A 22512-nucleotide genomic window follows, 5' to 3' on the forward strand; every position below is an offset into this window, starting at 1 on the left:
TGGTGTCACCGGGCCCGGGAGGTGCCGTCGGAGACGCTGATGAGAGGTCCGGCCACCACCCGGTCCGGCGCAATGCCGGACAGCTCGCGGGCGGCAGGTCTGCATAACGTGGATGCGCGCGTACGACACCACCGCCGAGGCCGGCACGTTCAACTCTCCTGGAAGGGCGCGATGTTCGACACCGAAGACGTGGGCGTGTTCCTCGGCCTGGACGTCGGAAAGAGCTCTCATCACGGGCACGGGCTGACTCCGGCCGGCAAGAAGGTCTTCGACAAGCAGCTGCCCAACAGCGAGCCGAAACTGCGGGCCGTGTTCGACAAACTGGCCGCGAAGTTCGGCACCGTACTGGTGATCGTGGACCAGCCCGCATCCATCGGAGCCCTCCCGCTCACGGTCGCCCGGGACGCGGGCTGCAAGGTTGCCTACCTGCCCGGACTCGCAATGCGGCGGATCGCCGACCTGTATCCGGGCGAGGCCAAGACCGATGCGAAGGACGCTGCGGTCATCGCGGATGCGGCCCGCACCATGCCGCACACCCTGCGCTCGCTGGAACTCACCGACGCGATCACCGCCGAACTCACGGTCCTCGTCGGCTTCGACCAGGACCTCGCGGCCGAGGCCACCCGCACGTCCAACCGGATACGCGGCCTGCTCACCCAGTTCCACCCCAGCCTGGAGCGCGTCCTGGGCCCTCGCCTCGACCACCAGGCCGTCACCTGGCTGCTGGAGCGCTACGGTTCCCCCGCCGCACTGCGCAAGGCCGGCCGCCGCAGACTCGTCGAGGTCATCCGGCCCAAGGCCCCGCGCATGGCCGCGCGGCTGATCGACGAGGTCTTCGACGCCCTCGACGAGCAGACCGTGGTCGTGCCCGGGACCGGCACCCTCGACATCGTGATCCCGTCCCTGGCCCACTCCCTGGCCGCCGTCCACGAACAGCGCCGGGCCCTGGAAGCCCAGATCAACGCCCTGCTGGAGGCCCACCCTCTTTCCCCCGTCCTGACGTCGATGCCTGGCGTCGGCGTCAGGACCGCCGCAGTCCTGCTCGTCACCGTCGGCGACGGCACCAGCTTCCCGAGCGCCGCCCACCTGGCCTCCTACGCCGGACTCGCCCCGACCACGAAGTCGTCGGGAACCTCGATCCACGGCGAACACGCACCCCGAGGCGGAAACCGCCAGCTCAAGCGCGCCATGTTCCTCTCCGCCTTCGCCTGCATGAACGCCGATCCCGCCTCCCGCACCTACTACGACCGCCAGCGAGCCCGCGGCAAAACCCACACCCAGGCCCTCCTCCGCCTCGCCCGCCAACGCATCAGCGTCCTGTTCGCCATGCTCCGCGACGGCACCTTCTACGAATCCCGCACGCCCGCGGACGTCGAGCTCGCCGCATGACCCCAGCAAGACCGAACCATCCCAAACCCGACAGGGGTGCCTTGACGAAGGACATAGAGGCACCCCCCGGCCAGCCCAACTTCCTGATCCCGTGGGTGCTGCACCGCGCCGTCTGGCCCGCCCCCCGGCACAGCGAGAACCGGTGGGTCTTCCTCACCGAGAACCCCTCGGTCGCCGCCGCGGCCCTGAACGGCGCCCCGGGCACCGTACGGCTGCTGTGCACGGTGGGGACGCCATCGCGTACGGAACTGGACGCCGTCGCACGCCTGGCGGCGGCGGGGTGGCGCATCGCCGTGCGGGCCGACTTCGACTGCGCGGGCCTCGCTCTCGTACGCGCCGTCCTCGCCACCGTCCCCCAAGCCGTGGTGTGGCGCATGACAGCCGACGACTACACCGCCAGCCTGCACCCAGCACCCTTCGAACCAGGCGTCCTGGACGCCGACTGTCTCGGCGAGACCCCGTGGGACCCCGCGCTCGCCACCGCCATGCGCGCATCCGGCCGACCCGCCTACGAGGAGGCACTCATCGAGGAGCTACTCGCCGACCTCCGCCGCGCATACCCGTCCCCCACTACACCGGCCAGAACCAATTTGGTAGTCGCCAGGCGAGCCTGAGCACCAGCGGTGTCTCCCCAGCGCGAGAGTGCCGCCGAACCGCTTGATGAGACCCTAGATACGGACGAGGGGTTCGTCGCTGCGGCCGGCGGCGCTTGTCGAGTCATTCGAGGCCAGGGAGGTCCTCCCAGTCCGTCTTCGCCACCTCGGAGAGACCGCCGGGCGTCTCCAGGGCGCACTCGGCCCAGATGACCTTGCCGTCGGCGGTGTAGCGGGTGCCCCAGGTCTGGGCGAGCTGTGCGACGAGGAACAGGCCTCGGCCGCCCTCGTCGTAGGTGGCCGCGCGGCGCAGGCGCGGGGCGGTACTGCTGGTGTCGGCGACCTCGCAGATCAGGGTGCGGTCGTGGATCAGACGTACCTGGATGGGCCCGCTGCCGTAGCGGATGGCGTTGGTGACCAGCTCGCTGAGCAGCAGTTCAGCGGTGAACGCCACCTCGTCGAGGCCCCAGTCGCTCAGACGGCGGGTGACAGCGGCGCGGATCTCGGAGACACGGGCCGGGTCGGCGGGCAGTTCCCACTGGGCGATGCGGTCGGGGTCCAGGGCGAGGGTGCGGGCGACCAGCAGCGCGATGTCATCGTTGGGGTGCTCCGGTGCCACGGTCTCCAGGATCGCCCGGCAGACGTCGTCCGGTGGGCGGTCGGGGTGAGTCAGGGCCCGGCGCAGCAGGTCGAAGGATGTGTCGAGGTCGCGGTGGCGGTCCTCGACGAGTCCGTCGGTGTAGAGGACGAGCTGGCTGCCTGCGGGGAGGTGGATCTCGGTGGACTCGAAGGGCAGGCCGCCCAGGCCGAGGGGCGGTCTGGCGGGCAGGTCGGGGAAGGTCACGGTGCCGTCGGGGTGGACCAGCGCGGGCGGGAGGTGGCCCGCGCGAGCCACCGTGGCCTGCTGCGAGGCGGGGTCGTATATGGCGTACACGCAGGTGGCGCCGATGATTCCGGCGGTTCCGGCAGCCTCCTCCTCACTCCCCTCGTCTTGATCCAGGCGCGCCACCAGATTGTCGAGGTGGGTGAGGATTTCGTCGGGGGCGAGGTCCAGCTCCGCGAAGTTGCGTGCGGCCGTACGAAGTTGGCCCATGGTGACGGTGGCATGCAGGCCGTGGCCCACCACGTCGCCGACGACGAGTGCGACGCGGGTGCCGGAGAGCGGGATGATGTCGAACCAATCGCCGCCGACCTCCGACTCGGCCGGCTGATACCGGTGTGCGACCTCGACGGCGCTCTGCTCCGGCAGGCGGTTCGGGAGCAGGCTGCGCTGGAGGGCCAGGACCATCGTGTGCTCCCGGGTGTAGCGGCGGGCGTTGTCGATGCAGATGGCGGCGCGCGTGGCGAGTTCCTGGGCCAGGGAACGGTCGTCGTCGCCGAAGGGAGCGGGGTCCTGGGAGCGGTAGAAGCTGGCGACGCCCAGGACGACGCCACGGGCGAGCAGAGGGGCGGTGATCAATGAGTGGACGCCTTGGGCGACCAGGCGCTCGGTGTGCTCACGCTCCTGGGCGAGCCAGCCGGTGGCAACCCTGAGGTCGGGTACCAGTACTGCTTGCTCGCGGGTCAGACACTGGAACTGGGGCGTCGCGGGGCGTGGGTCGACCCGTCGGCCGACCGGGTAGAAGGGGAAGTCGTCGCGGATGCCGTGCATCACCACACGCATCACGCCGGTCCGCGGGTCGGCTGCCTCCTCGCCGCGCAGCACTTCCTCGGGCAGGTCTATGGCGACGTGGTCGGCCAGGCGCGGGACGGCCATCTCAGCGAGTTCGAGAGCCGTGCGGGTCACGTCCAGGGTGGTGCCGATGCGCGTGCTTGCCTCGGACAGCAACTTGAGGCGGCGCCGTGCCGCGACAGCGTACGTGCCCACCCCGGGTTCGCCCACGAGGACCAGTCGCCTGTCGTCCGCCTTCGCGCCGGTGTCGTGGCTCCCGCGTGGGCCGGGCGTACCGAGGGTCGCCGGCTGAGCCGATGTCTCCGCCATCGCCGCTCTGGCCGGCCACGTGCTGGGACCACTGGCAGCGCCGTTCCCCGGCCTGTGACCCGTCCCATGCGGCACCACCTGGCCCGTACCTTCGCCAGTAAAAGGGGCGCCGCCCACGCTGACGTCGATCGGGGGGGTAGTGGGGCGGGTATCACCGGATCAATGACAGGGCGGCGACGGAGATGAACCCTGCGCAGGCGGCCAGTGCCCATCCCACGCAGCGCAGGCGCAGGCTTCTATAGCGCCGCTCGTACTCGCCACGCAGGGACAGACAGCGGGCCGCGATGCGTTCAAGGTCCTTTTGAGCGTGGTGGAGGCTGTCAGCGACGTACTGCTGCTCGATCTCTGTTCGTTGTGCCGTGGTCAGCCACTCCATGGGCTGGACGAACTCACGCGCGCGCTGCTCTGCCACCGTGATCGTGGCCTGCCACAGAAGGTATCCCTCCACCTGGTTTCCGAGGCCGACTCCCTCGGCTTTTTGTTTCGACAGATCGCTCACCTGCGTCTCCGGTGGCTCATTCCCGGGTTCCCTGTGCTTCGGCCTGGGCCAATGCGATCGCCGGATGGTGCAGATCGAACGCCGGGGATTCGCTGCGGATCCGCGGCAGCGTCACGAAGTTGTGGCGCGGCGGCGGGCAGGACGTGGCCCACTCGAGCGAGCGGCCGTAGCCCCACGGATCGTCGACCTCGACCTTCTTGCCGTACTTGGCGGTCTTCCACACGTTGTAGAAGAACGGCAGCATCGACAGGCCGAGCAGGAACGAGCTGATCGTCGAGATCGTGTTCAGCGCGGTGAAGCCGTCGGCGGCGAGGTAATCCGCGTAGCGACGCGGCATGCCCTCGGCACCCAGCCAGTGCTGGACCAGGAAGGTGCCGTGGAAGCCGGTGAACAGCGTCCAGAAGGTGATCTTTCCGAGGCGCTCGTCGAGCATCTTGCCGGTGAACTTCGGCCACCAGAAGTGGAATCCGGAGAACATCGCGAACACGACCGTACCGAACACCACGTAGTGGAAGTGCGCCACCACGAAATAGGAGTCCGAGACATGGAAGTCCAATGGCGGCGAGGCCAGGATGACACCGGTCAGACCACCGAAGAGGAAGGTGACGAGAAAACCTACCGCCCACAGCATCGGCGTCTCGAAGGACAGCGAGCCCTGCCACATCGTCCCGATCCAGTTGAAGAACTTCACGCCGGTCGGTACGGCGATGAGGAACGTCATGAAGGAGAAGAACGGCAGCAGCACACCGCCGGTGACGTACATATGGTGCGCCCACACGGTGGCAGACAGACCGGCGATGGAGATGGTCGCGGCGATCAGGCCCATGTAGCCGAAGATCGGCTTGCGCGAGAACACCGGGATGACTTCGGAAACGATTCCGAAGAATGGCAGGGCGATGATGTACACCTCTGGATGGCCGAAGAACCAGAAGAGGTGTTGCCAGAGCAGGGCTCCGCCGTTTGCCGCGTCGAATACGTGGGCGCCGAATTTTCGGTCCGCCTCCAGCGCGAACAGCGCGGCCGCGAGGACGGGGAAGGCGAGCAGGACCAGGACGGCGGTGAGCAGCACGTTCCACACGAAGATCGGCATGCGGAACATCGTCATGCCGGGGGCGCGCATGCAGATGATGGTGGTGATGAAGTTGACCGCACCGAGGATCGTGCCGAAGCCGGAGAAGGCCAGACCCATGATCCACATGTCGGCGCCGACACCCGGCGAGCGGACCGCGTCCGACAGCGGGCTGTAGGCGAACCAGCCGAAGTCGGCCGCGCCCTGCGGGGTGAGGAAGCCACCGACCGCGATGGTCGAGCCGAACAGGTAGAGCCAGTAGGCGAACATGTTCAGCCGCGGGAACGCCACGTCGGGCGCGCCGATCTGCAGCGGCATGATCCAGTTCGTGAAACCGGCGAACAGCGGCGTCGCGAACATCAGCAGCATCACGGTGCCGTGCATCGTGAACGCCTGGTTGAACTGCTCGTTCGACACGATCTGCAGGCCCGGGCGGGCCAGTTCGGCGCGCATGAGAAGCGCCATCACGCCGCCGACCAAGAAGAACCCGAACGACGTGACCAGATACAACGTTCCGATGGTCTTGTGGTCGGTGGTCGTCAGCCACTTCACCACGACATTGCCGGGCTGCTTGCGCCTCACCGGCAACTCGCTGTCATAGGAGGCGGCGGCCGGCCTCCCGGGTTCGTTGAGAATGCTCACAAGTCGCGTGTCTCCCGAGTTCGCGGTTCAGCACCGCCATGACGTCATCCATCCGCAATCCTTTCGGCTCGGAAGCGGCAGAGAAACTCCGGGCAGACAACGCACGGCCAATCGGGCGCTCTTCACACACGCGTGGAGCAACGACGCCACGGCCGTGGTCAGCAGCATCGTCTCAGGCCACCGCGCCGGTCCCCCCTACTCAGACGTCGACTCATTTGGCCTGTTGCGGCTCAAGTCGTCCCGAAGGCAATGGCCCGCTCGGCGGCTGCGCGCAGGACCTTGGCGCTCTCGGCCAGGGCCTGATGCTCTTCGGGCGTCATGACGGGCTCGTGCATCTGCTGTACGCCGCCCGCACCGAGAACGCTCGACAGGGACAGCGTGGCTTTGACCGTTCCCATGCCGCCCGAACCCAGTCGGCCGACGAGCCGGTACGAAACGGTCCGGCCCGGATCACCAGGCCGCGCAGGATGAACACGCATGGACAACAACGCCCCCACAGGCCGAACACCCCAACCGCGCCGGTCGGAACCGCAACTCTCTCACGCGCCCGTCGGTCAGCCAGACGACCGGCCGGACTCAGCCTGGCGCACCGCGCGGGGGAAGATGGGGATGGAATGACGGAACGCGAGACGTCGTGTTGCCCGACCGGCTCCGCGCGACAGCAGACCCGGTCGAGGCACTCGCTGGGGCCCGGCATGTCGTGCTGTCGATCCCGGCGCAGGCGCTGCGGGCGAACCTCGCCGCCTGGGCCCCGCACATCGAGCCGGACGCGGTCGTGGTGAGCTCGATGAAGGGTGTCGAGACGTGCTCCGGGCTGCGGATGTCGGAGGTGATCCACCAGGTCACGGGCGTCCCGTTCGAGCGGATCGCGGTGCTGTCCGGGCCGAACCTGGCCCGGGAGATCGCCGGTGGGCAGCCCGCCGCGTCCGTGATCGCCTGCCCCGACGAGACGGCGGCCGCCGCGCTGCAGAAGCCGTGCCACACCCCGTGCTTCCGCCCCTACACGGGCACGGACGTGGCGGACTGCGAGCTCGGCGGGGCGATCAAGAACGTCATCGCCCTCGCGGTCGGCCTGGCGGCCGGTCTGGGCGTGGGCGACAACGCCCGCGCCCTCCTCGTCACCCGCGGCCTCGCGGAGACCGCGCGGCTCGGCCAGGCGATGGGCGCCGACCCGCTGACGTTCTCCGGCCTCGCCGGGGCCGGAGACCTCATCGCCACCTGTTCCTCGCCGCTGTCCCGGAACCGGACCTTCGGCGAGCATCTCGGGCAGGGAATGAGCGTGAAGGAAGCCACGACGGCGACCGGGCAGACGGCTGAGGGCGTGAAGTCGTGCCGGGCCATCCTGGACCTGTCGCGGGTCCACGGGGTGGAGATGCCGATCACCGAGGTCGTCGCCGCGGTGATCGACGGCACTACCAGCGTCCCGGACGCGGCCGCCGCGCTCATGGCACGGACGCCGAAGCCCGAGCAGTACAGCGCCTGATCGCCAACCGTGCAGGTCGCGCACATGTACGCACGACTCGAACCTGCGGCTACGACCGGGCCGCAACCGTCACAGCCTGGTGACCGCTCACCCGGCCGGCCGCCTCTTCCCGGCAGCCAGGTCCATGATCGCCTCTCCGAATCCACAGCAACACCGTTGCGTTTGAGTCTTGAGTCGCAGGTCAAGCCCTGGTGAACGACGCAACGGGACGTCCTGATAGATCAACTTGTGTCGAGCATGAAGATCATCGGGAGTCCCGTTGCAGGAGAAGTCTGTCATCACGCGCACAGTCGAGGTAGCCGGGGGTGTGTACGCGCCCGGTCACTTGGGTGAGTTGACCCAGATCGTGGACTTCGTGCTGGTGGACGCGGTCATCGAGGAGACCGGGGCGGTCGAGCGGCGGCTGCGGCTGCTGCCGTCTCGGGTGGTGGTCTACTTCGTCCTCGCGTTGGCCCTGTTCGAGGACTGCTCCTACCGGGGTGTGTGGGGCAAGCTGGTCGCCGGGCTGGCGGGGCTGGACCTGGTGCGCCCGGCGGCCTCCTCGCTCTCCCGGGCCCGGCGGCGGATAGGGGTAGCGCCACTGCGGCGGCTGTTCGAGATCCTGGCCGGGCCTGTCGCCCGCCTCGGGCAGGCCGGTTCGTTCTACCGCGGGCTGCGGACCGTGGCCGTGGACGGCACCTTGCTGCACGTGCCCGACGAGGAGGCGCTCACCTGGCGCTATGCCAAGCGCTCGGGCGAGAGCGTGGAGTTCGGCTACCCGCTGCTGCGGTTGCTGGTTCTGGTCGAGTGCGGCACCCGCGCGATTCTGGCCGCCGCCTTCGGCCCCGAGTCCGAGGGCGAACTCGCCTACACCACACGCCTCTTGGGTGCCCTGGACAGCACGATGCTCCTGCTGGCCGATGCCGTCTTCGACGCGGCTGAGTTCCTGAACGAGGTGGCCGCCGACGGCGCACAGCTCCTGGTGCGCTCCTCCGCCCGCCGGATCCCCACGCCTTTGACGCACCTGGGCGACGGCTCCTACCTGGCCCGGATCGGCTACGGCGTACTGCCCGCCCTGCTGACCGTCCGTGTCATCGAGGCCTCCATCACGGTCACTCTGGCCGACGGCACGATCCGCACGGAGCAGTGGCGACTGCTGACCAGCCTGCTCGATCCGGTCGCCTTCCCGGCCGCCGAGCTTGTTGATCTTTACCATGAGCGGTGGCAGTCGGAGACGACGTATTTCTCGATCAAGGCGACGATGCTCGACGGCCGCGTTCTGCGCTCCCGCAGCCTGCAAGGGCTCGACCAGGAGGTCTACGCCCTGCTGACCACCTACCAGGCCCTGATCCGTGCTGCCGCCGACACCGTCTACTCCCGTCCGGAGGTGGACATGGATCGGATCAGTTTCACCGTCCTGCAGACCACCGCCGTCGACACGGTCGTCACCGCGACCGGGATCCTGCCCCCGGCAGGACCTGCCGAGCTCATCGGCACCATCGGCCGGGCCGTCCTCGACGCCCTGCACCCCGCCCGGCGCCGACACCGCGTCAAGGCCCGCACCCGCAAGAACCCCACCAGCAAGTACGGACCGAACGCCGGGCAACACCCCACGACCAGCCAGAACTACACCGTCCACAGCACCGTCACGTTCTTCGAACACGGGCTCGCGAACCGCGCACGGACGTAAACGCAATGGTGTTGGAATCCACAGGAGGGGAAGCTCTGATGCTGACCACATTCCGGAGCGCAGTTGCGGCAGTTGTACTAGCGGCCGCGCTCGTTGCCCCGGTCGCGGTGGCGACCGACGCAGCAGCGGCGACGTGCGCCCGCACACCACGGGCGTCTGCAAGGCCAACTCGCCGCATCCGCGCGGGGCAAGGGCGAAGTGCAAGGATGGCACCTGGTCCCACAGCGCCCACGCCCGCGGCACCTGCTCGTACCACCGGGGCGTCAGGTGCTGGTACCGGTAGATCCCAGTCCGCATGAAGCCCCCGGCCGCGTCCCCAGGTCGGGAGCTTCATGCTCGGCGGCAGGTCACCTGAGCTCAACAGCGTAGGAGCCGCCGTTGAATTCCCAGCCGTCGGTGCCTTCGCCGATGTCAGCGACGATGACGTCGTCGATGAAGCGGTCCTCGAAGTCGTCGTCGCGCAGGTCGCCGGCCAGCCAGAGCGCCTCGATGTCGCTCCAGTCGCCGCGGCTTCCGTCGATCCGCAGGGGGGCGGCGCGGCGGGTGCCGCGTTCGCGTTCGTCGGCGCCGGTTTTGACGAGGCCGCTGATCTCGAACTGGCCGTTCTTGACATGGTCGGGGATGGGGTCGGCGGGGACGATGGCGGCGTTCTCGTAGGCGGTGTGGATGAGGTCGCGGTAGCTGCGGCGGACGTTGTACTCGGGATCCGACAGCCACTTGAAGAGGGTGTCGGGTTTGACGTCGAGGCCGGCGCTCTCCAGGGCCTCGTAGCCGCGTCTGGTCCCGGTGAGCTGGCTGAGCTGGGCGTGCCAGTGCTTGGCGTTGTACGTCGACAGTCGGTGGCGGGGGGTGACCTGGGCGCGCAGGAGGTCGCCCAGGGCGGCGCCGAGGGAGTTGCCGCGGCCTGTGGGGCCTGCCATCAGTCGTCACCTTCGGGGATGAACTCGCCGGGCTGGATGAACTTGGCCTTCACCTGACCGAAGCCGGTCCCGATCCGGTACGTGCCGGGCGGGGTCTCGTCAGGGGTCCAGAAGATCGCGGCGTCGACGTTGCGCAGCGCAATGAGGGTGTGGCCTTCCTGGACGGCTTTGAAGGCGTTGAGCCAGTGGCGGACGGATGCTTCGGCGACCATGCTCATGCGCCAGTCCGGCCGCCAGAACGGGGAGCGCTGTGAGGGGCGCTTGGGCCACAGCAGGCGCAGTGCGATCGACAGGCGGGTCTTGTAGTTCTTGTACGGCTCGCCGCCGGCCTGGATGAGCTCGGTGCGGGCCTCGCGGGCCGCGGTGTAGAACGGCTTGAACAGCGACTCGTTCGCTTTCCCCGTCCACGAGTCGTGGATGGTGACGGGCGTGGTGAGGTGGCCGTCGCGGTGCAGGCGTTCGAGCTGCTTGATGTGCGGGGTGGTCACCCACACGCGGCCCTCGTCGTCGGGCCGGTCGATGAGCCGCCCCAGCGGGTGCGGCATGCCCGGGTAGTCCCAGTCCGGGATGTCGATCTGGTAGATCCCGGCCTTGGTCTTGTCGAAGGCGTCGAGGGGGCCGGTGTGCAGGAGCTTGTTCGGGGCGAGGGGGACGGCCGAGCAGGCGGAGGGGAAGGAGCCGTTGCGGTCGATCAGGCACAGCACGCCGTCCCCGAAGGAGGCGGGCACGTCGAGCTGGTCGCGCCGGACCCGCTTGCCGTTCTCTCGGGTGTGGGCGACGCGGGTGCTGGTGACGTCGGGGTGGACCCAGCGCGGCTCGCCGTCCATGTCCTCGCTGATCAACGGCCAGGGGCCGTCCTCCCGGTCCTCAAGGCGGATGACCGGGACCGGGTGCATCTTCGAACGCGTCACCGAGTCCTTGAGGATCCGCAACGCCGGGAAGATCGCTCCCTGCGGCTCGTCCTCCTCGTCGCCCGGGACCAGGCCGTCATCGTCGTCCCGCCGGACCTCCTCGTCCGCGTCCGAGGCGGCGCCGCTGGCGGCGGCAGGTCGGGCGGATTCCGGGGCAGAAGGCTGCGCGGTGACGCTGGCGGCCGCGGCCGCGTTGTAGGCGTGCAGCGCGGCCGCGAGACGACGGCCCTCGGCGGTGTCCGGCAGCCGCGGCGGCGCGGCAGCAGCCTGCGCCAGGGACGCCGCGAGCTCGTCGATCGCCGCCTGGTCACCGGCTGCCAGTGCGGTGCGCAGCGCGGCCAGCAGGTGCGTGAGCGCGGACGGCAGTCCCTTCTGGGCGCCGGAAGTGTAGGGCAGCGCCGCGTCGGCCAGCTCCCGCTCCACCGGCGTGGTGTGCAGCCTCCACTCTTCGCTGCCGGTCCCGGCGACGGGCACGGCTTCTGCGTCGCCGAAGCGGGCGTGCAACAGGTCGGGGCGCAGATACGCGGAGCCGATCACGCCGAAGTCACGTTCCGCCACCGTGACTTGGACCCTGCCGGGGTCCGTGGTCGCGGTGAGCGTCAGCAGGACATCAGCGTCCAGGAGCCCGAGCAGCGTGGGGTCGTCACTGTCGACGACGGCGAGTACCGACACGTGCAGGGTGCGCGCGAGGGTGGAGAGGATCTGGGAGGCGTCGGGGAGCCGGTTCCCGGACAGCGGCAGGCGGGCGCTGTGGGCGGCCTGGAGGCGGTCCACGACCACGAGGGCCAGGCCCTCCATATGGGGAGCGGTCTCCGCGATGTCCTCGGCGGTCAGGTTGCTGCCGTCATCGATGAGCAGGACGTCGCCGGCCTGCATCAGTTGGCGGGCGACGTCCTGCTCGTAGTCGGTGAGGCGTCCCTGCTTCAGGCGCGGGTAGTCGCCTCCGGTCTCCGCGGAGAGGATGCGGCGGAAGACGTCGTCCCGGTTGGGTCCGGATGCCGCGTACAGGACCGTGCGGTGGTCGACGAGCGCGGTCGTGCGGGCGGCTGCCAGCCCCAGGAGGCTTCCGCCGACGTTCGGGGCGGCCGCCACCAAGGTGAGCCGGCCCGGCTGCAGACCGCCGGTCGCGGCGTCCAGGCCGGGCAGTCCGAACGTTGGGCCGTCGGCGGGGCCGGTGGTGAGCACGGAACCGATGGCGTCGCCCAGTGTCGCGAGCCTGCGCGGCGCGCTTTCCCGGTCCTGCTGTCCTTGGCTGTTCACCGCACCTCCTGCGGGCGCCGCGCCGGAGGGCGCGGCCGGGTCGGACGAGGGAACACTTGTGTGGGGGTCGGCGGGGAGCAGTACGGCGACGGACGTGGTGTTCCTGCGGAGCACCTGGGGCTGGCCGCTGGCCGCCTGGCTGACCAGGGTGCCGAACTCCTTCTGTGCCGCACTCAGCGCCCAGGAAGGAAAGGCGCCGGCCTTCCGCGCTGCCGGGAACCGGTCGAGCGGGGCCAGCAGAACACGGTCCTCCCGCTTGGAGCCCATCCGGTGGATCAGGGTGGTGACCCCGTCGTCCTCGGCGTGCTTGACCAAGGCGTACAGGTCCCTGCGGGCGTCGCTCGCGTTCATCGCGTGCTCTGCCTGTGGCGACTGACTCACTCACCCTCCCGGTACTCAACTCCCCTTCAGGATATCAGGAGTCACTCACCTAATTGGCCAAAGTCACACATTGCCTTGGTTAATCTCACTCACTCGTGAGGAGTTTCGGTGTGGGTTGACGGCTTGGGTGCTCACGGACGGCAGCCTCGCACGGCCGGACAACATGACCAAGGCCGGGGCTACCAACCGGCCCCGGCCTTGACCCACCGCGTCCGCCGACGAACGCACACCCGCCGAACAGACAGACTCAGCCGCGCACTGCCCGGCTCCTGTCCGCTGGGCGCCTCCCTGTATGCGAGGTGCCCGAGGGCGGAGTACGCCCTGCCCAGCACTCCCGCGAGTTCCGCGGCCGTGAGGGACGCGTCGGTGTACCGCTGGATCGCTTCGTCGAGCGTCTCGTCCCTCAGGAGTTCCTTGTTTCGAAGGCCTGCCACGGAGGTCCTGAGCAGGGGCAGAGCTGTCCTCATCTCCCCCGCCACGCGGGTGAGGAAGCTGTAGATGCGGTAGGCCTCCACCGGGTACTCGATACCCCGGTACTTGAGACCGGTGACGAGCTCGGCAAGGGAGCGGACCGCGGCCGCCGCCCCCTGCTCGCCACCCGGCACCTCCTCGTACGCCGGGTGCTCGGTGACCGGGCGGGCCTTGCCCAGCGCGTCTGCGAGTTGCTCCGCCTCAAGGGATGAGTCGGTGTAGCGCTGGATCACCTCGCCGAGCGGTTCACCCCGGTAGTCGGTCATCAGGCGGTCCTGCTCCCGGAGGCCCTCCACGAAGGTGCTGAGCAGGGTGAGGGCTGTCGTCATCTCGCCTGCGGCGCGGGCGAGATGACTGTCGATGAAGGAGGCCTCCGCAGGATGTTCGATCTTCCTCCCCCGGTACTGGAGGTCGGTGACGAACTCGGCGAGGGACCGGGCTGCACTTTCCGCGTGCCGGATGACGTCTTCGGTGTTCTCGCTCATACGGATCCGGTTCTCCTTGCTGGGCTGAAGAGGCGCGGGCAGCTGGTGATGTGGCCAGCGGTCCTGTACGGATCACGCCGCGTTCATCCGACGAGACGGCGATGGCCGCCGCACCCCCGCCCCCATATGCGGGAGCGGGGACACGGAAGAGGTCCAGCGCGTCGCCCAGGAGCGCCGCACGGTCCGCTGCGGGCATCCGCTCGACTCCCGCGAGCAGCAGTCGGGCATCTCCACCGTGAGCGCGGGCGTGCTCAACGAGGAACGAGAACGCCTGGGCGGGCCCGGCGACAGGGCCTTCTTCTTCGGGTACGCGGGCCGCCGCGTGCAGGCGGTAGGCGGTGCCCGCGGTCACCGCGAGCACGATCGGGTCCTCCTCGAGGAGCTTCACCGTGAGGGACTGCCGGCACGGCGCGCACCGCTCAATGCTGGCGCCGATCAGCGCGGCCGCGGTTCGCAGGTCCGGCACGGTCTCGACTCCCCACCGGCCGGGGTCAGGCTGGAGGTCCGTGGCCGACGGGCCGCTGGCGTGCACGTGAAGGGTTCCCGCATTGGCGGCCGCGTAGGCGACGCCGGATCGGCGGCTCCTGTTTCTCGCCCGGCTCTTACGGCCGTGGCTCTTGGTCATACGGCTCTCGCATTTCCCGCGCCCCGGCCCCATGACCCGATGCGCGTGACGAAGAGCAGCATGCGGAAGGCTCAACGGCCCTGTGGCCGCCGGAAGACGTACGCCTCACACTGATGCTCACAGACCGGACCCTCGTGCGCGGGGTCCGCGGGCACCTTCGCCGTGGTGCACCCCGGTCATGGGCCAGGGAGCGGGCTTGGGCCGATGCGCCGGCCACTGCTGCGCAGCGTACCGGTCCGCCCGCCACGTCCGGTGCCGATGCACGAAACGCCCCCGCCCGACGGGTACGAGCACACTCGGAAGTCGGCGCCCGGCCCTCCGCACGAGGTTCTACGCTCTCGTCATGTACTGAACCGCAGGCGCCCATCACCACTTCGGGGCTTGAGTCTCGTTGAGGACCCTCGCCGGACGGGTGCGTTCTAGGATGCGCGAAGGCTGAGGTCCCGGCGCCAACGGGCTGCTGGTCCGCAGTTCCAGCCCGGTCCCGTAACGCTCTGGCGGGGCCGGGCTGACCACTTCTCGGCGCTGCCCGGGCTGACCAGGTTCGCGGGGGAACAGAGGAGGGGCCCGGCTGCGCCGGACCCCTCTTCACACGGTGGGATTCACCCTGAGGCTCTCGAAGGCCTCGGACTTCCACTCTGCGATGTTCGTGTCAGCCGCGGACGATGTTCTCGGCCTGGGGACCCTTCTGGCCCTGGCCTACGTCGAACGTGACCGTCTCGCCCTCAAGGAGCTCCCGGAAGCCGTTGCCGGAGATGTTGGAGTAGTGGGCGAAGACGTCCGGTCCGCCGCCGTCCTGCTCGATGAAACCGAAACCCTTTTCGGCGTTGAACCACTTCACGGTGCCGCTGGCCATGCTGATGTCCTTCAAATCCTGCCGGAATTCCCACCCGATCCGTGCTCCGCGGTGCCCCGCAGGACACCGGGAGCCGGGGGTCACTTGCCCTTGGCGGCTTCCTTGAGCTTGGAGCCGGCGGAGACCTTCACGCTGTATCCGGCCGGGATCTCCAGCGGCTCGCCGGTCTGCGGGTTGCGCGCCGTACGTGCGGCCCGATGGGTGCGCTCGAAGCTGAGGAAGCCCGGGATCGTCACCTTCTCGTCGCCCTTGGCGACGACATCGCCGACGCTTTCGGCGAGGGCGGTCAGCACGGCATCGGCGTCCTTGCGGGTCACCTGGGCGCGCTCCGCCAGCGCAGTCACCAGTTCGCTCCGGTTCATTGCTTTGCTCCATATTCCTGGATGGTCCCGGTCTGCGGCGTGCAGGCGGGACGAACCGACCATGCTGCCATCGGCCACTGACAGTGCGATCCTCGGGGCGAAGTAGCAGTATCAATGTGTGGTCGGGGTAGCGCGATAGTTGTCACCTGTGCGCCGCACCTGTCACCAACATCAGCAGCACGAGGATCATGCGACTCGGAAAGACCGACTGGAAATGCGAAGCTAGGCTTCGGCCATGCCTCTTCAGCACCAGTCCGCAGACCGCGCTGGCGAGCATTTGTCGATCATCGACAGCTTGAGCTCCCGACCCTTCCCTGGAGAGAAGAGCCGGCCGGGAGTGAACGGTCAGTGGAGTGGGCCTGGCTTTCACTTGGCCGTGCTCCGTGAGAGCCAGGACTTCTGGGAGGATCGAAGCATCGAGATCGTGGAGGCAGCCGAACGGGAGCTGGAAGCCGACCTTACCGCGCTGTCTGTCATCCTCGCGGGCCGCTGGGGCGCCCCGGAAACGGTTGACCTGTGGCCCTATCTCGAACTCGACGCCCCCGACCCAGACGCCACGGCCCGCGAACCGCTCAGCTTCCTATGCGGTGTCGCCAGCCGCATGCAGATATGGCAATTGCCGAACTCGGAGCGATGGGTCGGTCTGGCCATCGGCCAAGCCGACCCGGAATGGCAGTTCCAACTGCTGGCCGGTATTGGTGAAGCGTCGTCGCTCCAGCGGGACCCTCCACCAACGCGGTGGCCCGCTCCCGCTTCACCTTCCCCACCTCTTTGAGAACGCCCCGCCGCGCAACTCACCGCCGTGCGCGGTCATACGACGGAGGCTGACTTTCAGGAGCGTGCGTCTCTCGTCCCGACCACGCAGCGAGCGTACTGGCGGACACCGCGGGGCAAGCGGGACTTGCGAATCGCACCCTCATCCAGCAACAGCAAAGCAATGGCGCTGTGCGAACTCCTCATGCATTCTGGTGACTCCTCCCCCTCGTGAACGAGGGGGCTTCTCGCTATGCCGGGTTGGCGTCGCGGCGGACCAGCCCGGCCCGTAGAACGTTGATCGCACCCACGGTGTCCGCGTGTGCCTGGTGGTCACACGAGACGCAGTGGAACTTCTCCTGGGTTGTCCGGTTCTCCTTGGTGGTGTTCCCGCATTCGGGGCACCGCCGGGAGGTGTTGCGGGGGTCCACCGCCATCACTTGCCGTCCGGCTCCTTCCGCCTTGGCGGCCAGGATCGCGAGGAACACCCCCCATCCGGCATCGGCGATCGAGCGGTTGAGTCCCGCTTTCGCGCTGGCCCCGTTGGGCAGGAAGCTGCCCGGCTGTTCAGGGTTCGGCTTGGGTGCGGGGGCCTTGCTCATGTTGCGGATCTTGAGGTCTTCGTGCGCGATGAAGTCGTGCTCACGGACGAGACCGAGCGCGGTCTTGTGCGCGTGGTCCAGGCGCTGACGGCGGACCTTGCGGTGCAGCCGGGCCACGGCTTCCACGGCCTTGCGGCGGCGCTTGGAGCCCCGCTTGCAGCGGCTGAGAGCCTGCTGGGCGGCTTCGAGTTTCGCGGCGGCCTTCGCGCCGTGGCGGGGGTTGGGTACGAACTCGCCGTTGGAGTCAGCGAGGAAGTTGGCTATGCCCATGTCGATACCGACCACAGACCCGGTTGCCGGGAGCGGTTCGGGCTGGGGCTGCTCGGCGGTCAGGACGACGTACCAGCGGCGCCCTTCACGCTTGACGCTGATCGTCTTGACCTTGCCGACTACGGGCCGGTGCTGGTGGACCTTGACGTGGCCGACGCCTTGGAGGCGCACGCGGGTGACGGGGTCGTGCGGGGTGGAGTCCCAGCGGCAGCCGTCACCGTCCTTGGGAAAGTCCACGGTGTCGAACCGCTTGCGCGACCGGAAACGCGGATACCCCGGCTTGTCCGCTGCCTTCACGCGCCGGAAGAACGCGGCGAACGCCTTGTCCAGCCGGCGCAAGGTCGCCTGCTGGCTGGAGAACGACCAGCGGCCCTGACGCTCGGGGTCGAAGGCCCGGATGTCCTTGAGCTGGGCCGACTGCTGCCCATACCGGATCGTCGTCTTCGAGGCGTGCCGGTAGGCGTCGCGGCGTTCCTGCAACGCCCCGTTGTAGAGGGAGCAGTGATCACGCAGCATCTCACTGAGCGCTGCCGCCTGGCCCACGGTGGGCCGCATGAGGAACTTGTACGCACGGATCATCCGGCCCACCCCCTTTCCTGGTCAGCTTCGAAGATCATACTACCCTTGGTGTATGTCACCGCGCTGGGAACCAAACCCCGATATCCGTACCGGCCGTCACGTCACCTACAATCTGCACGCCCACTTGGTGTTCGTCACTAAGTACCGCAAGGACGTCTTTGATGACGCCATGCTGAAGCGGTGCGAGGAGATCATGCGGGAGGTGTGCGGCAGCTTCGAGACGGAGCTGAAGGAGTTCAACGGCGAAGCCGATCACGTACACCTGCTCGTGCACTATCCGCCGAAGGTCGCCCTGTCCAAGCTGATCAACAGCCTGAAGGGCGTCAGCTCCCGTTACCTGCGCGCCGAGTACACCGGCCGCATCAACCGCATCGGGCTGGGCTCCGTGTTCTGGTCGCGCTCCTACTTCGCCGGTTCGTGCGGCGGCGCACCGCTCAGCATCGTCCGTCAGTACATCGAGGGCCAGAAGCGGCCCACCTGACCGTCACCGAAGAGGCGCAGCGAACTCCGGCGCTGCGCGCCTCCGGTCCGAGGATGCGTTTCCCTCCCCGGCTGAAGCCGGGGATACCCACGCAAGATCAGGGATGGGTTGCCCACACAGGAGGTCGTAACCGTGGCAGAGATCCGCTCGCTGGAAGAGCTGCAGACGCCGGACAGCACAGCGCTCATCTTCACCCCGTTCGGGCTGGGCGGCGCGATGCCGCCCGAGAGGTCCGCCGAGTTCCTACAACGGCTGGTCGCGGACTGCGTCCTTGCTCCGGACGTGGCGGAGGGGACGCGCCGGGAGTTCGATCGGCTTCAGCATCTTTTCCCATATGGCCTGCTCGACTATGACGTCTTCACCGTCGTCGACGACCGCGCCTTGCTGGTGATGGAGCAGGCGCTGCGCGAGCGGTTCGTCCAGTGGTGCGCCGGTGCGGTCACGTTCGAGGACGCCAACGGCTTGGAGTCTCCGAGATCCGAGGACGTGCGCACCTACGACGATGTGCTCGCCGCGGTAAAGACGCTGGGCAGGAGGAGCCGGCGGATACCTCGGCAGCAGCCGTCGCCGCATTGGCGGCTGAAGGTCGGCAGCACCCTGATCGACTTCAACGGGATGCTCGCCGGGCTGCGGACTTGGGCCCGAGCGGCCGGTCTGCTTCGTGGCCAGCGCACGCGTGGCATCGAGCATGCGATGTCGAATCTGCGCAATGCTGTCGCCCACCCGACCGGATACCACCGCAGGATGCCCGTGGAGACGGCACGGACCCTGCACGACCTGGCAGAGTTGATCAACCAGTTGTGGGGACACCCGACCCCTGGCGGGCGCCTGTACCCCGCCCCGGTGGAACGCGACATCGTCGTCATGGCCTGGAACGACGAGGGAAGCGTCCACATGGCCCAGGCCGATGCCCTGCGCGACGACACCGATGCCGACGGATACCTCTACCTCCTCATCCGCAGCGTTTCCTGCCCCGGAAGCCGGTTCGAGGACGCGTACTGGGCAGAGTTCGACGCCCGGTTCGAGACCACGCAGTTCCCCGCGGAGTACCTCTGGGGGCCCGGGAGCCGCAGCGACGCCCTGGCCTGGCTAGACGCAGAACAACCGAAGGGGGATACCGTCGACTACGTCGACCGCGTCTTCATGCTCCGCGAGCACGACGGCCAGCTGTACCCGCCGATGCACCCGGAAGTGGCCGCCGGCCTCACCGAAGGAGAGCAACACGGCACCTGGCACACGGTGCGGGCCGACTTCCCCGAACACGCCTTCACCCACGTACGGGGCCTCAACGGCAGCCCCAATGCGCACGCCCGGACGGGGGACTGCAGAAACTGCCCTGCTCATCACCTCGGCAGCGGCAGCCACGAACAGGCCTTGCGGGCGGCCGAAGACGCCATCGGCGTCGTCACCCCCCGGCGGCCGCCCGCCGTTCGTATCCCTGACTCGTTCTTCTGGCCACACAGATTCTGAGATCACGGGGAGCTGATGGGAGTGTTCATTGGTCGACTCTCATACAGCGCACCCATGTTACGAACAGGTGTAGGTGGAGGGGTGTCGACGGTCACACAATTCCACCCCGAACGTCACGCAATGGGACAGGGGGACAGCGGCGTGGCGTTCGTCGTGGACAAGGGGACGGTGACCGCGCGTCAGGGGCGGCGGGTCCTGGTAACCGCACAATGGGGCCGTGGCCCATGCTCCGATTGCTCGTCATCTGCTCCGCGCCAGGGATCTCGTGGACGTCCGCTACTCCGAGGCACTCACTGTGGCTGACATGGCCGCGGCCGCCGCGCTGTCCCCGGCCCACTTCAGCCGCTGCTTCAAGGCGGCGTTCGGGGAGTCGCCGCACCAGTACCTGCTGACCCGTCGACTGGAGCGGGCCGCCGCCCTGCTGCTCGCGACCGACTGGACGGTGGCCGCGATCGGCGTCGCCGTCGGTGTGCGGAGCATCGGTTCGTTCACGACGAGTTTCCGCAGGATGTATGGGATGACCCCGCAGGCGTACCGGGCGGCGCACCCGCCCGCTGCACGGCATGTGCGCATCCCCCGCTGTGTGGCGATGGCTTACGGGCGGCCGCGGAACCGCACGTTTCGAGAAGACACGAGGTTGCTGGCTGTTTAGCGTCGATTCCAGGCAACCGACCGGGGAGCGTCCATGACGACGATCAAGATCGCCAATGCGCAGTTCTGGGTGCACGACCAGGACGAGGCGCTTGACTTCTACACCAAGAAACTCGGGTGGGAGGTTCGGGCGGACGTGACGATGGAGGCGTGGAGCTTCCGTTGGGTGTGCGTCGCCCCGCCCGGCGGGGACGGTCCGGCGCTTGTGCTGATGCCGGTACCGAGTCCGCCGATGCTGGACGAGGCGAGCAGTGCCCAGCTGTCGGATCTGGTGGCCAAGGGCGCGGGCGGCACGCTGTTCCTGGAGACCGACGACTGCAAGGCCGCGTATGACGAGCTGTCCGCCCGTGGTGTCGAGTTCAACGACCCACCTACGGCGCAGCCGTATGGGATCGACACATCGTTCCGGGACCCGTCGGGCAACAACATCCGACTCACACAGGTGCTGGAGTTCGATCCGGAACGGCACTGACCCGAATCCGCGGGGAGTGCTTCCTTCTGAGTGGCCATCGAGGTCGCCTGCGCCCGCGGTCTGAACCGCTCCGGGGCTGATGGAGGCTCCACCGATCCCGAAGCGGTTCACCCGTCACGGCCCCAGCCGAGGTGGGGAATTACGTGACGCCTCCGCCTCGAAAGGGGCGCTGCCTAGGACTGGTTGGAGGGACCCTTGGACGGTTTGGCCTCGGCGCTCGGCTTGCCTTGACCCTTCCCGGTCTTCCCCGCCTTCCTTGCCTTCTCTGTCTTCTCCGTCTTGTTCGTCTTCGTCGGCGCCGGGGTGGCCTTGTCCGCTGATCCTGTCAGCTGGGCGCAGTAGGCCGCGACTTGTTGTTCGCTGCCCGCGGCGCGGACGAGTCGCTGCCATGCCGTGGCGTTCAGGGCGTGGCCGCGGTCCTTGACCTTCTCGTAGGCGCGACAGTGCGCCTTAACGTCCTTTGCCGCGCCGGGGTGTGAGGACGAGGCGTGGGGTGCCGTGCCGGACGCGGCGGAAGGGGCATCCTGTTCGCTGGGCGTGAGCGTGGGCGGCCGACGCGTGCTGTGGCTGGTGCCGGCCTGGGGAGCGTGGTGCTGCCCCCTGTCCACCACGCCGATGGACGCGAAGGCGATGCCGCCCAGCAGCGTGCTCGACACGAGGGTGAGTGCGCCGCCGCGCGCCCAGCGTTGCTTCCGGGTCCTCGGGCGCCAGTCGTCCCGGCGCCGGGTACGCAGGGCCTCGTCGCTCGCCGTGCGTGCGCTTCGGAACGCGGCAAGGGCGGCCTGCTCCGCACCGTCGTCCACGGGCTGCCGCCGCAGGGCATCCCCGATCTGCTCGGCCGTGCTGTCCAGGCCGGACGCGTCGTCACGTTCGCTCGTGTGGCCGAGGCGTGGGGCGGCCTCGGGCTGGTGGGCCTCGCCGCTCAACCGTTCGTCTCCGTTTCGACGGGTGTTCATCTCGATTCCCCCAGCGTCCCCGCGACATCATGTGTCACGTCGTCGGGGCCGAGCAGGCGGGCCAGGCTCCTCACCCCACGGCGGGCCAGGACCCGTACCACGGCGCTGGGCCTGCCCATCACCCGGGCGACCGCGGACTCGTCCAGACATACGACATGGCGGAGGAGGACCACCTCGGCCTGGGCGCGGGGCAAGCGGGCGACCAGGGCCTGGGCCGCCTCGGCGGACAATGGGGCTCCGGGCAGGATGTGGTCGAGGTGGTCCCCGGTCGGCGGCGTCCCGGGACTTCCTGCCGAGCGGGGCGATGCGCCACGGCGTCGACGCGGGGCCCGCGCGCGTGGCGCCGGGCGATGCTCGCCGTCCAGCCTCGGAATCCGTGCCCGTCACCACGAAACCGTGGCAACTCGCGGGCGATCTCCCGCCAGGCAGCGGCGGCGGCGAACTCGGCGCCCTCACCCACGGTCCCCCGCAGGTAGCCGAGCAGGCCCGGCTGGACCAATCGGTACAGCACCGCGAACGCGGCCTCGTCACCGTCCTGGGCCTGGGCAACCGCCGCGCCCAGCGCCAGATCGTCGGCCGACGCGCGCTGCGCGTGCCCTCCCATTCCCACGATCCGTCCCCCCACTGGCCGAGCAACGCCCCGGAGAGTTCGGCACGTCACACCGGCCTCCCAAATAATCGG

The 22512-nt window shown here is 68.8% G+C and carries 18 protein-coding genes and 5 pseudogenes; 11 read left to right on the plus strand and 12 right to left on the minus strand.

From position 1 onward, the window contains the following. Positions 1–171: 171 nt before the first annotated feature. Both OG819_RS46910 and OG819_RS46915 read left to right on the plus strand, forming a co-directional pair. The gene (locus OG819_RS46910) at positions 172–1389 is read left to right on the plus strand and encodes an IS110 family transposase (protein ID WP_266655822.1); all 1218 of its coding nucleotides are present in this window, start codon (positions 172–174) and stop codon (positions 1387–1389) included. Positions 1390–1430: 41 nt separating this feature from the next. Further along, on the plus strand, positions 1431–2003 hold the full coding sequence (locus OG819_RS46915; RefSeq protein ID WP_266655824.1) for a DUF2399 domain-containing protein: 573 nt from the start codon (positions 1431–1433) through the stop codon (positions 2001–2003). A 103-nt stretch (positions 2004–2106) separates the two neighbouring features. Here OG819_RS46915 and OG819_RS46920 read toward each other — a convergent pair. The 4 genes and pseudogenes from OG819_RS46920 to OG819_RS46935 form a co-directional block, all read right to left on the minus strand. Continuing rightward, positions 2107–3873: pseudogene (locus OG819_RS46920) on the minus strand (SpoIIE family protein phosphatase); the annotation flags it as partial. Positions 3874–4114: 241 nt separating this feature from the next. Beyond that, positions 4115–4462, minus strand: a complete 348-nt coding sequence (locus OG819_RS46925) for a cytochrome C oxidase subunit I (protein ID WP_266420719.1) — start codon at positions 4460–4462, stop codon at positions 4115–4117. Positions 4463–4478: 16 nt separating this feature from the next. Continuing rightward, positions 4479–6173: a cytochrome c oxidase subunit I gene (gene ctaD / locus OG819_RS46930; protein ID WP_266637586.1), complete on the minus strand. Its 1695-nt coding sequence runs from the start codon at positions 6171–6173 to the stop codon at positions 4479–4481. Positions 6174–6403: 230 nt separating this feature from the next. Next, complete coding sequence (locus tag OG819_RS46935; protein WP_266637588.1) at positions 6404–6571, minus strand: hypothetical protein; 168 nt, start codon at positions 6569–6571, stop codon at positions 6404–6406. Between the two features lie 233 nt (positions 6572–6804). Between OG819_RS46935 and OG819_RS46940 the strand changes: the two are divergent. The 3 genes and pseudogenes from OG819_RS46940 to OG819_RS46950 form a co-directional block, all read left to right on the plus strand. Then, positions 6805–7656 (plus strand): annotated as a pseudogene (locus OG819_RS46940) (NAD(P)H-dependent glycerol-3-phosphate dehydrogenase); the annotation flags it as partial. Between the two features lie 259 nt (positions 7657–7915). Beyond that, positions 7916–9325: an IS4 family transposase gene (locus tag OG819_RS46945; RefSeq protein ID WP_266637590.1), complete on the plus strand. Its 1410-nt coding sequence runs from the start codon at positions 7916–7918 to the stop codon at positions 9323–9325. A 133-nt stretch (positions 9326–9458) separates the two neighbouring features. Next, positions 9459–9608, plus strand: coding sequence for a DUF3761 domain-containing protein (locus OG819_RS46950; RefSeq protein WP_266655830.1), 150 nt, complete (start codon positions 9459–9461; stop codon positions 9606–9608). 64 nt (positions 9609–9672) lie between these two features. Here OG819_RS46950 and OG819_RS46955 read toward each other — a convergent pair whose 3' ends face one another. The 5 genes and pseudogenes from OG819_RS46955 to OG819_RS46975 form a co-directional block, all read right to left on the minus strand. Next, positions 9673–10245 (minus strand): hypothetical protein, encoded by a 573-nt coding sequence (locus tag OG819_RS46955; RefSeq protein WP_266655832.1) that lies wholly within the window; start codon positions 10243–10245, stop codon positions 9673–9675. Beyond that, on the minus strand, positions 10245–12797 hold the full coding sequence (locus OG819_RS46960; protein ID WP_266655834.1) for a DnaB-like helicase C-terminal domain-containing protein: 2553 nt from the start codon (positions 12795–12797) through the stop codon (positions 10245–10247). The genes OG819_RS46955 and OG819_RS46960 overlap by 1 nt, the downstream gene beginning before the upstream one ends. 179 nt (positions 12798–12976) lie before the next feature. Then, positions 12977–13753: a hypothetical protein gene (locus OG819_RS46965; protein WP_266655836.1), complete on the minus strand. Its 777-nt coding sequence runs from the start codon at positions 13751–13753 to the stop codon at positions 12977–12979. Positions 13754–15030: 1277 nt separating this feature from the next. After that, positions 15031–15234: a cold-shock protein gene (locus OG819_RS46970; RefSeq protein ID WP_266655838.1), complete on the minus strand. Its 204-nt coding sequence runs from the start codon at positions 15232–15234 to the stop codon at positions 15031–15033. Between the two features lie 80 nt (positions 15235–15314). Further along, positions 15315–15584, minus strand: a pseudogene (locus tag OG819_RS46975) (HU family DNA-binding protein); the annotation flags it as partial. Here OG819_RS46975 and OG819_RS59265 point away from each other — a divergent pair. Together OG819_RS59265 and OG819_RS46980 are read left to right on the plus strand one after the other, a co-directional pair. Further along, positions 15475–15702: pseudogene (locus OG819_RS59265) on the plus strand (hypothetical protein); the annotation flags it as partial. The pseudogenes OG819_RS46975 and OG819_RS59265 sit on opposite strands and share 110 nt — an antisense overlap. A 129-nt stretch (positions 15703–15831) precedes the next feature. Further along, positions 15832–16371, plus strand: coding sequence for a hypothetical protein (locus tag OG819_RS46980; RefSeq protein ID WP_266655840.1), 540 nt, complete (start codon positions 15832–15834; stop codon positions 16369–16371). Positions 16372–16600: 229 nt separating this feature from the next. On the opposite strand, the gene OG819_RS46985 is transcribed toward OG819_RS46980, so the two are convergent. After that, complete coding sequence (locus OG819_RS46985) at positions 16601–17800, minus strand: transposase (protein WP_266655814.1); 1200 nt, start codon at positions 17798–17800, stop codon at positions 16601–16603. Positions 17801–17852: 52 nt separating this feature from the next. Between OG819_RS46985 and tnpA the strand changes: the two genes are divergently transcribed. The 4 genes from tnpA to OG819_RS47005 all read left to right on the plus strand — a co-directional run bounded on the left by tnpA (position 17853) and on the right by OG819_RS47005 (position 20874). Continuing rightward, on the plus strand, positions 17853–18281 hold the full coding sequence (gene tnpA, locus OG819_RS46990; RefSeq protein ID WP_266655842.1) for an IS200/IS605 family transposase: 429 nt from the start codon (positions 17853–17855) through the stop codon (positions 18279–18281). A 132-nt stretch (positions 18282–18413) separates the two neighbouring features. Further along, positions 18414–19751, plus strand: a complete 1338-nt coding sequence (locus OG819_RS46995) for a hypothetical protein (RefSeq protein WP_266655844.1) — start codon at positions 18414–18416, stop codon at positions 19749–19751. A gap of 217 nt (positions 19752–19968) precedes the next feature. Continuing rightward, positions 19969–20403, plus strand: a complete 435-nt coding sequence (locus tag OG819_RS47000) for an AraC family transcriptional regulator (RefSeq protein WP_266655846.1) — start codon at positions 19969–19971, stop codon at positions 20401–20403. A 33-nt stretch (positions 20404–20436) separates the two neighbouring features. Further along, on the plus strand, positions 20437–20874 hold the full coding sequence (locus tag OG819_RS47005) for a VOC family protein (protein WP_266655848.1): 438 nt from the start codon (positions 20437–20439) through the stop codon (positions 20872–20874). A 173-nt stretch (positions 20875–21047) separates the two neighbouring features. On the opposite strand, the gene OG819_RS47010 is transcribed toward OG819_RS47005, so the two are convergent. Both OG819_RS47010 and OG819_RS47015 read right to left on the minus strand, forming a co-directional pair. Further along, complete coding sequence (locus OG819_RS47010) at positions 21048–21830, minus strand: hypothetical protein (RefSeq protein WP_266655850.1); 783 nt, start codon at positions 21828–21830, stop codon at positions 21048–21050. After that, positions 21827–22440 (minus strand): annotated as a pseudogene (locus tag OG819_RS47015) (RNA polymerase sigma factor). The gene OG819_RS47010 and the pseudogene OG819_RS47015 overlap by 4 nt, the downstream one beginning before the upstream one ends. Between the last annotated feature and the right edge of the window lie 72 nt (positions 22441–22512).

Origin of the sequence: Streptomyces sp. NBC_01549 (assembly GCF_026339955.1) — a bacterium.
Classification (GTDB): domain Bacteria; phylum Actinomycetota; class Actinomycetes; order Streptomycetales; family Streptomycetaceae; genus Streptomyces.